The organism is Bartonella sp. A05 (genome assembly GCF_026930145.1).
Taxonomy (GTDB): domain Bacteria; phylum Pseudomonadota; class Alphaproteobacteria; order Rhizobiales; family Rhizobiaceae; genus Bartonella.
In genome coordinates, this window is record NZ_JANHOJ010000002.1 from 77,879 (window position 1) to 90,304 (window position 12,426).

A 12,426-nucleotide genomic window follows, 5' to 3' on the forward strand; every position below is an offset into this window, starting at 1 on the left:
TAACCGCGAATAGTAAGAATAGCAATGAAAACATACTTATACAGAATGAAGAACAATTTTTTATTAAGAAAAAATTTCAAAAACATGTGCTGTATAAGATTAATGGTTTCTCGTGTCATCTCTGAAAGAACATAATGACAAAAATCGATATCCCCTGCCCGAAATTCTCATTTGATGAAGATACCCTGCATGAAGAATGTGGGGTGTTTGCTATCCTTGGACACGAAGATGCTGCAACATTAACAGCTCTCGGATTACATGCGCTCCAACATCGTGGGCAAGAAGCTGCTGGAATTGTTTCTTATCACAACAAAATGTTTCATCAAGAAAAACATCTGGGTCTTGTCGGAGACCACTATACAAATCCTACAACACTTGCCCGTTTACCGGGAGATCGAGCTATTGGACACACCCGCTATTCAACAACTGGAGAAGTAGCATTACGCAATGTACAGCCTCTTTTTGCTGAATTAAAAGCCGGAGGTATTGCTATTGCGCATAATGGAAACCTAACGAATGGTTTGACCTTACGCCGTGACTTAATTGCCTCCGGTGCTATCTGCCAATCCACATCGGACTCAGAAGTCTTTCTTCACCTCATTGCTCGCTCCCGGCATGAATCCTCTTCTGATCGATTTGTTGACGCTATTCGACAAGTGGAAGGTGGATATGCTATGCTTGCGTTAACACGCACAAAACTCATTGCTGCACGTGATCCAGTAGGTATTCGGCCACTCGTGATGGGTGAACTTGATGGAAAACCAATCTTTTGTTCAGAGACCTGCGCGCTTGATATCATTGGAGCAAAATATATCCGCGATGTCAAAAACGGTGAAATCATCATATGTGAAATACAAAAAAATGGTGAAATCACTACAAAAACTATCACACCAGAAATAGAAAAGCCAGAAAGGCTTTGCCTTTTTGAATATGTTTATTTTGCTCGTCCTGATTCAATCGTTGGGGGGCGAAGCGTTTATACGGTTCGTAAAAATATGGGTATCCATTTAGCGCAGGAAGCACCATGTAATGGTGATGTTGTGGTTCCTGTTCCTGATGGAGGCACACCTTCTGCAATTGGTTATGCGCAAGAAATTGGAATTCCTTTTGAGCTTGGCATTATTCGTAATCATTATGTTGGTCGCACCTTTATCGAACCAACCCAACAAATTCGTGCATTTGGTGTTAAATTAAAGCATTCTGCAAACCGACCTATTATCGAAGGAAAACGCGTTATTTTGGTAGACGACTCCATTGTACGTGGAACGACATCCGTCAAAATTGTACAAATGCTTCGCGATGCAGGAGCCAAAGAAGTCCATATGCGTATTTCTAGCCCAATGATTTTCTATCCTGACTTCTATGGCATTGATACACCTCAAATTGAAAATCTCTTAGCGAATAAATATCCAAACTTAAAATCTATGTGCAATTTTATTGGAGCGGATTCATTAGAGTTTCTTTCAACGGATGGCTTATATCTTGCTATCATAGGAGAAAAGCGAAACAATTCTGCCCCACAATTTACTGATCATTATTTCACAGGCGATTATCCTACACATCTTACCGATCAAGAAATGACCCCTAAGGTTCATAAATTATCTGTCCTTAAAACCAGAGATTAAGAATGAAACAATTGGATTTTGATCTTTCTGGACGTGTTGCGTTAGTCACGGGCGCTTCTAGAGGAATTGGTTATCATTTAGCGTTAGAGCTTGCAGCACGCGGTGCTCATATTATCGCCGTTGCACGAACAATTAGTGGGTTAACTGCACTTGATAATAAAATCCGAGAAAAAGGTGCTTCAGCAACGCTCATGCCACTTGACCTATATCATCTGGAAAACATTGATGCTCTCGGTATTTCAATCGCCGAACACTGGAAAAAACTTGATATTATAGTCGCAAATGCCGGAATTCTTGGAACAATCTCACCAATAGCTCATATTGAAAATGAGACATTTCAAGAAGTTTTTCAAGTGAATCTCATTAGCCAATGGCGCTTAATGAAAACAGTTGAACCCTTATTGCGCAAATCTAATGCCGGACGAGCTATTTTGCTATCATCAAGCGTTGCTCACTCTGCGCGCGCTTTCTGGGGACCTTATGCCGCTTCTAAAGCAGCTTTGGAAATTCTTGCTCGCTGTTGGGCAGAAGAACTCAAGCAAACACATATTAAAGTTAACTGTGTTAACCCCGGTGCAACACGTACCGCAATGCGCGCGCAAGCCCTGCCTTATGAAGACCCTCAGACCTTACCTTTACCACAACAAATTGCTAAAAAAATAGTACATCTATCATCACCCAACTTAAAAGAGACAGGAAAGCTTTTTGATGTCAAAAAAAATCGGTTCATGAATTATCATATACCCGATTAATCATAATTATAGACATCACCAAATAAAATTAAAGTTCTCTATGTTTATATATGCATCTCACTGCAAAGGCGAACCATCTAAAAGATGGATATAGAGCCTAGGCTTCTTAGTCAGTTACATTTATCTTTTCTGCCTCTAAAGCAGCCCGTTTACTATAAGCTATAGCACTATAGGGTAAAAAAATCATATAACCGACAGCTGTTACTAATAAAGTATACCATGTATAAGTTGCTAAAAAACCAACATAAATAACCATAACAAGCATATACGGTATAACAAGATCACGCCTCAATTCTCGACCAATTGTTTTTGCATTCCACACAGGCAAGCGGCTAACTAAAAGAAAAGCAACAAGCACAGTGTAAAAGCTAAAAAGCAAAGCCCAGCCCCAACAGGGTTTCAAACCAAGAGCACCTAAATAAACAGGCAATAAAAGTAATAATGCACCTGCTGGCGCAGGAACACCAACAAAATAATTCCGCTGCCAGCTTGGTATATCAACATTATCTAACATCACATTAAAACGCGCCAATCGTAAACAACAAGCGACACAATAAACAAGTGCGGCGATCCAACCTACTTGATGAACCTCTGTCAGTAGAAAGGAATAAACAACAAGAGCAGGAGCGACACCAAAATTAATAACATCAGCAAGCGAATCCATCTGCGCTCCAAAAGATGAAGTCCCATCAATCAAACGAGCAATACGACCATCAGCCCCATCTAAAACTGCTGCCAAAAGCACCATAAAAATAGCCAATTCATAGCGATTCTCAAATGCCAAACGAATACCGCTCATTCCAACACAAATCGCCAAAATAGTGATAATATTCGGAATAACGTACCGCATTGGTATCAATGAACGCCTACGATGCGCAACATCATCACTATGTCCTTCAGGATCAAAAGAAGAAAACTGCAAAGAATTTCTCATGACTTATCCTAATCAAGTCTAAAATCAGTTATAGCTGAAGCAGCATTAAAAGAGCCTAAAACTGTTTCTCCAGCGACTGCTACCTGACCAACTGCAACACGCAACTTTATTTCCGTCGGCATATAAATATCAAGTCGAGAGCCAAAACGAATTAATCCAAAGCGTTGACCAGTGGTAACCGAATCATTTTCTTTTGACCAACAGACAATCCGACGAGCCATCAATCCTGCTATCTGTACTACACCAATTTTGCCATGTTTGCTATCAATCACCATTCCATTGCGCTCGTTAAATTGACTGGCCTTATCAAATTCAGCATTAGAAAACTTACCTGCACGATAAATAATAGATTCTACCGTACCGCTCACAGGAATACGATTGATATGACATGAAAAAATATCCATAAACACAGAAATACGTACCATTTCTTTGTTACCCAACCCCAATTCTTCAGGCGGAATACATGGTTCAACAAACGAAATACGTCCATCGGCAGGAGACACAATTAAATCAGCATGCATAGGCGTCACACGTTCTGGATCACGGAAAAAATATATACACCACACTGTTAAAACAAGACCGCACCAAAACAATGGGTTCCATATAAAACCAAGAACAAGTGAAATAACAAAAAATGCCATAATAAAAGGGTAGCCTTCTTTATGGATTGGGACAAAGCCATTATGGACAGATTGCACAAAACTCATATAATTTCCTATTCGTAATATGATGTAACAGTTAATAAATCTTTTTGTTCCTTTCCTTCTAATGTATCTAATTAATCACTTTATATAAAGATATAAAGCGTGATCTTATTTTCCGTAACTTATTTCTTACGATTAACAATACCTAGCTCATCTTCTTCACACATTTTACGTAATTTCTCTTCAGCCTGCGAAGCTTCAAGCTGCTTATTCCACATCGAGGCATATAAACCTTTCTTGGATAAAAGATCAGCATGAGTCCCTTTCTCAATAATACGGCCATTTTTGAGCACTAAGATTTCATCAGCGCCAATAACCGTAGAAAGACGATGAGCAATAATTAAAGTTGTACGCCCACGACTTACAATATCTAACGCCTGCTGAATTTCTTGTTCTGTTGCAGTATCAAGAGCTGCTGTTGCTTCATCCAAAATAAGAAGTGGAGGCGCTTTTAAAAGTGTCCGTGCAATAGCAACGCGTTGTTTTTCACCACCTGATAGCTTAAGCCCACGCTCTCCGACTATAGATTGAAAACCTTCTGGAAGCATCTCAATAAATTTTAATATCTGAGCCATTTCAGCGGCTTCGTGAATTTCTTGAGATATAGCATCCGGACGCCCATAACCAATATTGTACGCAATCGTATCATTAAATAAAACTGTGTCTTGTGGCACCATGCCGATTGCTTCACGCAAACTTTTCTGAGTTACATTACGGATATCTTGTCCATCAATCGTTATTGAGCCCTCCTCAACATCATAAAATCGAAAAAGCAATCGAGAAATCGTCGATTTGCCAGCTCCCGATGGCCCAACAATCGCAACTGTTTTCCCTCCAGGCACTTCAAAATCAATATCTTTAAGAATCGGACGAACCGCATCATATGAGAATTTTACCTGATTAAACCGGATAGTACCATCGCTTACAACTAACGGCTTAGCATCTAATTTATCAATAACTTCCTGCCGAACATCCAAAAGATCAAACATCGCTTCAATATTCGTTAAACCCTGTCGCACTTCACGATAAATCGAGCCAATAAAATTTAACGGAATTGAAAGCTGCATTAAAAGTGCATTAATAAAGACAAAATCACCTACCGTTTGTGTCTGATTGAAAACCTCATAAGCTGACATCAACATAAGAATAGTCATCCCACTGCCAAAAATGAGAGCTTGACCAAAATTCAACCAGCTTAATGATGTCCACATTTTCGTAGCAGCTTTTTCATAGCCTGCCATAGAAGAATCAAATCGATAAGCTTCTAGAGATTCATTTCCGAAATACTTAACTGTTTCATAATTTAAAAGAGAATCAACAGCACGTGTATTTGCTTCAGTATCTGCCGTATTCATTACATGTTGAACACGCATACGCCAATTGCTTGTCTTGATCGTAAACACGGTATACAAACCAACCGTTATCACAACTATAAGAAAATAACGCCACCCATAATTTATATAAAATACAAATGCTGTTAAAACAAATTCTAAAATAGTTGGCACTGTATTCAGGATTGAAAACCGAACAATCGCTTCAATTCCCTTTATACCACGCTCAATGACACGGGAAATCCCTCCAGTTTTCCGCTCCAAATGAAAACGCAAAGATAATCCGTGAATATGCACAAAAGTTTTATATGCTAACTGACGAACAGCATGCTGACCAACGGCTCCAAAAAGAAAATCACGAAACTGATTTAACCCAGACTGAACAATACGCACAACATTATATGCTAAAACGAGCATAATAGGAATTATCCAAGTTGGTGAAAACCCTTCAGGTAACTTAGAGCTCGTATCAAGAGCATTCGTAGCATATTTAAAGAAATAAGGCACAGATATGAGAACCAGTTTTGCTAAAACAAGACAAAATATTGCCCACATGACACGCTTTTTCAAATCGGGCCTGTCTGATGGCCACATATAAGGCCATAAATTATAAAGTGTGCGTAGCATTCGACCAGCATCTGACGACGCGGTTTTTACCGTTTCATTCTGTTTCATAAAACTTTTACTTCTTTATCATCTTTAATAAGCATGAGGATCATTCTTCTATAGGTCATATCATATTTTCTTTTCATTTCCAGTGAACTATATTGCACACTAGAGTATTTTAAGGTTAATCTGTCTTTGAAAAAGGAAAAGAAATAACACGCAATAGAAATTATTTTTGTCTACATTCCTCCATACAAGGCCCATAGATAACCTCTCACGCTTTACACGCTTTTTAAAACTCCACTTCCGTAAGAAATAGAGCAAGCTCTTTTACAACAAGAAGGCAGGAAAAGCCAAATGACGCAAAGAAAAATTAAGATATATAATTAAAATCTACTAAATACATAAAACAATCGAATGCTACGAATGTTTGGAATTATAAAGCCCTGACGCCATAATACCATCTCTCATAGAACAACTTTTTCTAAAATCAATTGGAGATCGCTTGATTGAGGCAATATAACCTGGCTGCTCTCACAAATTAATATAAATACAAGAAAAATAATAACCTGCTTAAAAACACAATATATCTACAGTCATACAAAAATTCTGTAAAATTCTCTCCTTGTTTATGAAAATTGAAAGAGCATAATAGACACTATAAGCGTTTTATCTCCCACATCGTGATACGCTCACCGGTCTGTGGATCCTTTCCATCTTTTAAAAAGACACCTCTTTCTGCAAGTTCATCACGAATTTTATCTGCCGCTGCCCACTCTTTTTTACAGATAAGCCGGAGCCTTTCAGAAATACACTGATCAATAAACTGCGAATCAAGAGGTAGTGTTCTAACGAAAAGAGGACATTCCCTTTCTTTAATCCACTCTCGCCGTAATAACCCGAGCAAATCCATACCATGTAAAAGCACTACAGCATTTCCATCTTTATAAAATTTTCGCAAAATAGTTATATAATTCGATGTATTAAGGTCATCACTTAATGTATTTATTAAAGAATTGTCTATAAATCCACCCTCATCCAGACAATCGTTTTGATCACGAAGCAATTCATACCAATGATATAACTCACTACTGGATTGCGCTAAACGCTGAGTAGTCCAATTTAATGGCTCACGATAATTTGTTTGCAACATAGAAAACCGCGCAGACAAACCCGCCCAACTCTGTTTTATTTCATCTGTCAAAGCATCATTAAATTCCAAAAAATCACTCTCTAAGACAGAACGAATGGTAATAAAATTACCAAGGCTCTTAGACATCTTTTGGCCTTCAACTTGCAGAAAACCGTTATGCATCCAAAAATTAGCCATGCGTTCAATCCCAAAAACAGAACAACTTTGTGCAATCTCATTTTCATGATGAGGAAAAATCAAATCAATCCCACCACCGTGAATATCAAAAACATTCGCAGTTGGATCATCACACCTTAAACCACCACCATAGGGATCTAACAGCTTTGCCATCGACATAGCCGAACATTCGATATGCCAACCTGGACGGCCTAAAACAGCAATTCCTGCCGGAGACTTCCATCCTGGCTCTCCCTCTGCAGAGGGTTTCCACAAAACAAAATCCATTTCATCCTTTTTATAAGCAGCAACATCTACACGCGCACCTGCCCTCATTTCATCAAGCGATCGTTTTGCAAATGCACCATATCGAGGATGATCTCCCATACTGCTTACAGAAAATAATATATGATTTTCTGCTATATAAGCGTGCCCCTTTTCAAGAAGCATTTCAATTAAAGAACGCATTTCCTCCAAATGGTCGGTTGCACGCGGTTGATGAGTTGGCAATAAACAACCAAGCGCTGTTGTATCCTCGTGAAATTGATTATATGTACGCTCCGTTAACTGACGAATAGCATCATTTAATGCCAGCTTTGGATATTCGCTAGATGCTCGTGCGTTAATTTTATCATCTACATCTGTAATATTACGAGCATATATAACGCAATCCTCACCATAGACATAACGTAATAAGCGGAATAAAACATCAAAAACAATTACAGGACGTGCATTACCGATATGAGCGTAATCGTAAACTGTCGGGCCACAAACATAAAGACGCACATTAGCAGCATCAATCGGTATAAAATCATCTTTCCTACGTGTAAGCGTATTATAAAATCGCAAATTTCCCATAATTGCACTCCGTTAGCGATATTGCTTACTATCTTTTTGATAAAACTTATTCGTATTATCAAGCTCTTAGTATTGTGCAACAAAAAATCTTATTAGATTTATTTTTACCAACAAATCATTTTACACAGCATATAATAAAAAATATCAACAAATGATAATCCATAAACAAATTCTGCATAAACAAAAAAGCGAGAGAATCCCTCTATTTCATCTTACTTAGGCTGTATATATATTGTCCGTAGAAACAATCAATTTTTATTAAAAAGTGCATCTTCAATAAACAGCACCACATGAGGCTAGGAACACAACAAAGTTGCGAATAGAAAATCTAAAATATCTCATGATGCTTAATGCTTCACTTTTATCACCATGTTTATAATATCTCTGCATGGTTATTTCTTATCATCTATCATGCCCTAAATTGTTACAAAAGATTCACAGTTAGCAAGAATAAGCCAATCATTATCTAGTATCACTCTAAGACATGACCGATAATGTAGCTATTTTCTCGCAACAAAGATGTATTAAAAGTTAGAAATAAGAAAAATGTATAACAAATTGATAAACATAATTATTTTAATATTTTTTTTAATTTCAACACCAACTTTTTCACAACAACTCCCGCTATATGATACAAAGTTACTGAGATTAGCAGAAATTTTGGGTTCCCTGCATTATCTGCGCAATCTTTGTAGCACTCCAACAAGCCAGTGGTACGATCATATGAGCGCATTGATTGAAGCAGAAGAACCAACCCCACAAAGACGTTCCCAACTTTACGAAGCATTTAATGGAGCTTATCGCGCTTTTTCAACCAATTATCACCATTGTACACACTCAGCAATTGAAGCTGACAAAAGATATGTTCATGAAGGCGCAGCTTTATCCGAAAGCCTACTCACGCATTTTAACAATTAACTTTTATGTAATTGTCAAATTCCAAATTTGCGTTATATCAAAAAAGAACTTTTCAAAAATAAATGAGAGCATAAATTATATCTAGCACAAATATAATAAATTTAATCATTTAAAAACAAATAATTAGTGATATTTATTAAAATTATATTTAAAGTAATAAAATTTCAAACGGCATTGAATCAAAAATTCTGGCAACAGCTGTTTTAACACGGTATACTGCACCTTTTGCCCATACAACTAAAACATAAGCCTTAAAACTACTTCTACGCACGCGTAATAAATTTACACCTGCACAAAATTATCATGGATGCTCTTTGCACACCAAAATTGTGCAAAGAGCATCCATCTATTTTAATCTTATTACGCTTGTACTTCTGTAAATTTCACAGGTTCACCTTGTGAAGGTGTGACAATTTCACCTTCCCACATAACCCGCTTACCACGTATAATAGTTCCTACTGGCCAACCTTTAACCTTTTTACCGTCATAGGGTGTCCAACCCGCGCGTGAACCAACCTGTATATTGGTTATAGTTTCTTCCCGTTTAAGATCAACAATAGTCAAGTCCGCATCATATCCCACAGCAATGCGCCCTTTCTTGCTGATACCAAAAACGCGACTAGGCGCATGAGACGTCAGATCAACAAAACGTTCAAGAGAAATTTTCCCAGCATTAACATGTGTCAGCATAATTGCTGCAGTTGTCTGCACACCTGTCATCCCCGAAGGTGAAGAAGGATAAGGCCTATTCTTTTCTTCAAGCGTATGAGGAGCATGATCCGAACCTAAAACATCAACAATACCTTGCTGAATACCATACCAGAGCGCATCACGATGACGACTTTCACGAATAGGCGGATTCATCTGCACCAATGTTCCAAGACGCTGATAATCATCAGCGGTCAAAGTTAAATGATGATGTGTTGCTTCAATCGTTGCTACATCCTTATGATCTTTCAAAAAATCAATTTCTTCCGCTGTAGAAAGATGTAACACATGGATACGCGCCCTCGTTTCATGCGCAATTTTAACCAAACGCTGTGTACATTTTAGTGCAGCAATCTCATCACGCCAAATCGGATGCGATGACACATCCCCCGGAAGACGAAACATTTTACGTTCATTAAGCCGTTCCTCATCTTCAGAATGAAAAGCCGTACGACGGCGTGTATTCTGCAAAATAAGACGAACACTTTCATCATCATCCACCAGAAGATTTCCCGTAGAAGATCCCATAAATACTTTAATTCCAGCTGCACCGGGAAGTCTTTCTAAATTAGCCAATTCATGTATATTTTCGCGCGTTCCCCCAACCCAAAATGCAAAATCACAGTGCATTCGATGAAATCCACGCTTAACTTTATCCGCCAACGCTTCTTCTGATGTCGTCAATGGATTGGTATTCGGCATCTCAAATACTGCTGTCACACCACCTAAAACCGCTGCACGAGAGCCACTTTCCAAATCTTCCTTATGTTCATTGCCCGGCTCACGAAAATGGACTTGGCTATCAATAATACCAGGCAAAATATGAAGCCCTGTACAGTCGATGACCTCACCAGCAGATACCTGCGAAAGATCGCCAATCTCAGTAATACGGCCATTTATGACACCAATATCGCGCTTGCTGATTCCATCATGATTAACAAGCGTTGCACCTTTAAAAATTGTATCAAATGTTTTAAACATAGCCGTGCTCCTTACATATCACTTCTTATCGATTATGTAACTCTGAGCAGAAAGACAAGAACTATGATCAAAAAACAAAGCGCTATCCGCTTAAAAAATCGAAAAATTATTAAAATTACGGGTGAAGAAGCAACACAATTTTTGCAGGCTCTTATTACAACAGATGTAACAAAAATTGGCCCAAAAGAACTCTTCCCCGGAGCTCTTTTGTCTCCACAAGGAAAGGTGATCGCTGATTTCCTAATCTGCAAAATAGACAAAGGCTATATGATTGATATTGCCGAATCTTTAACTGATGCTTTTTACAAACGTCTGCTTCTTTATAAACTACGTAAGAATGTAGAAATTATACAACAATTACAAGAGGTTATAACAGTTATTTTGAATAATGAAACGGATTTATGCGATTTTGATTTAATTTTTTTTGATAAACGTTTTCCACAAAAAGAAAAAGTTGTACGAATCTATGGAGAAATACCTTTCTCTGACTCAAAATATAATGATCTTTGGGATCAAATGCGTATCCATTATGCGATAGCAGAAAGCGGCCAAGATTATGAAATAGGAAAAGTCTTTCCACATGATATTAATTACGATCAAATTAATGGGCTTGTATTTAACAAAGGTTGTTATATCGGCCAAGAAGTAGTTTCACGAATGCATCATCGCAGCACAATACGTCGTCGCTTTTTAGTGGTCAAAGGTCAGCACCCCTTAACATCAGGATCTGCCATTCAAGCCGGCACAAAAGTACTTGGTCAGTTGGGAACATGTATTGCAAATGAAGCCTTAGCTCTTATGCGTATTGACCATGTCAAAGATGCTATGAACAACAATATTCCATTTACAGTAAACGATATTCCCGTAACAATAACGATTGCCGAAAATATGAATTTCACCTTCTCTGAAATACCGTAGAGATAAATTAATGGCTAAAGCAGACTTATCACACGATGGCACAGCGCGCGCTTGGCAAAGAATGCTTTCTGGCCGTCGACTTGATTTACTGAATCCTTCTCCTTTCGACATCGAAATAGAGGATATTGCCCATGGTCTTGCCCGTGTTGCACGTTGGAATGGCCAAACGCAAGGAGAACATGCTTATTCTGTTGCTCAGCATTCACTGTTGGTAGAACAAATATTTCAGAGACTTTATCCTCTTTCAAACGATGACGAATGCCTCTTTGCTCTTCTTCATGATGCACCTGAATATGTTATCGGTGATATGATTTCTCCCTTTAAAGCTGTCATAGGCAAACAATATCAGCTCATTGAAAAACGTATACAAGATGCTATCCATATACGCTTCTCCTTACCTGTTGCCCCACCTCAAAAGCTCGTCAAAAAAATCAAAGAAGCTGACCGCATTGCAGCTTTCTACGAAGCAACCACTCTTGCCGGCTTTAATACAGAAGAAGCTCTTCGCTATTTTGGCCATCCAAATTATATTTTACCGGATGGATTCAATTTACAACCCTATTCTACACAACAAATTGAAAATGCCTTTTTAATCCGCTTTCATGCCATAGAATTACAAAGATAACATGAATATCTCTTTGTCGTTTATCCTGTATTGTAGACAGAAAAATTACAAAATGTTTTAGAGATCCATGATTTTGCTACTTTGATAAAGGTGAACAGCGTCAAGAAAAAATCACCAACACTGTCTGTATAAAAGATTCAACTTATGCTATTTGGAT

At 38.1% G+C, this 12,426-nt stretch carries 10 protein-coding genes; 5 read left to right on the top strand and 5 right to left on the bottom strand.

Annotation, left to right across the window (positions count from 1 at the left end; all coding sequences use genetic code 11):
• Positions 1–134: 134 nt before the first annotated feature.
• Together purF and NPX98_RS02735 are read left to right on the top strand one after the other, a co-directional pair.
• Positions 135–1,625, top strand: coding sequence for an amidophosphoribosyltransferase (gene purF, locus NPX98_RS02730; RefSeq protein WP_269022509.1), 1,491 nt, complete (start codon positions 135–137; stop codon positions 1,623–1,625).
• A gap of 2 nt (positions 1,626–1,627) precedes the next feature.
• On the top strand, positions 1,628–2,377 hold the full coding sequence (locus NPX98_RS02735) for an SDR family NAD(P)-dependent oxidoreductase (protein WP_269022511.1): 750 nt from the start codon (positions 1,628–1,630) through the stop codon (positions 2,375–2,377).
• Between the two features lie 106 nt (positions 2,378–2,483).
• Here NPX98_RS02735 and pssA read toward each other — a convergent pair whose 3' ends face one another.
• From pssA to cysS, 4 genes are all read right to left on the bottom strand, one after another.
• Positions 2,484–3,311 (bottom strand): CDP-diacylglycerol--serine O-phosphatidyltransferase, encoded by an 828-nt coding sequence (gene pssA, locus NPX98_RS02740; RefSeq protein ID WP_269022512.1) that lies wholly within the window; start codon positions 3,309–3,311, stop codon positions 2,484–2,486.
• 8 nt (positions 3,312–3,319) lie between these two features.
• Positions 3,320–4,018 carry a phosphatidylserine decarboxylase gene (locus NPX98_RS02745; RefSeq protein WP_269022513.1) on the bottom strand — a complete coding sequence of 233 codons (699 nt, stop codon included), beginning with the start codon at positions 4,016–4,018 and terminating at the stop codon, positions 3,320–3,322.
• Between the two features lie 119 nt (positions 4,019–4,137).
• A complete protein-coding gene (locus NPX98_RS02750) occupies positions 4,138–6,021 on the bottom strand; it encodes an ABCB family ABC transporter ATP-binding protein/permease (protein WP_269022514.1) in 1,884 nt (627 codons plus the stop codon).
• Positions 6,022–6,610: 589 nt separating this feature from the next.
• Positions 6,611–8,119: a cysteine--tRNA ligase gene (gene cysS, locus NPX98_RS02755; protein WP_269022515.1), complete on the bottom strand. Its 1,509-nt coding sequence runs from the start codon at positions 8,117–8,119 to the stop codon at positions 6,611–6,613.
• A 546-nt stretch (positions 8,120–8,665) separates the two neighbouring features.
• On the opposite strand from cysS, the gene NPX98_RS02760 reads away from it, so the two are divergent.
• Positions 8,666–9,037, top strand: a complete 372-nt coding sequence (locus NPX98_RS02760) for a TIGR02301 family protein (RefSeq protein ID WP_269022516.1) — start codon at positions 8,666–8,668, stop codon at positions 9,035–9,037.
• A 360-nt stretch (positions 9,038–9,397) separates the two neighbouring features.
• Here NPX98_RS02760 and NPX98_RS02765 read toward each other — a convergent pair whose 3' ends face one another.
• On the bottom strand, positions 9,398–10,726 hold the full coding sequence (locus tag NPX98_RS02765) for a dihydroorotase (protein ID WP_269022517.1): 1,329 nt from the start codon (positions 10,724–10,726) through the stop codon (positions 9,398–9,400).
• Between the two features lie 63 nt (positions 10,727–10,789).
• Here NPX98_RS02765 and ygfZ point away from each other — a divergent pair, with 63 nt between their 5' ends.
• Positions 10,790–11,644, top strand: a complete 855-nt coding sequence (gene ygfZ / locus NPX98_RS02770) for a CAF17-like 4Fe-4S cluster assembly/insertion protein YgfZ (protein ID WP_269022521.1) — start codon at positions 10,790–10,792, stop codon at positions 11,642–11,644.
• Between the two features lie 10 nt (positions 11,645–11,654).
• Entirely contained in the window at positions 11,655–12,269 is a 615-nt protein-coding gene (locus NPX98_RS02775; protein ID WP_269022522.1) for an HD family hydrolase, read from the top strand.
• The last annotated feature ends 157 nt before the right edge of the window (positions 12,270–12,426 follow it).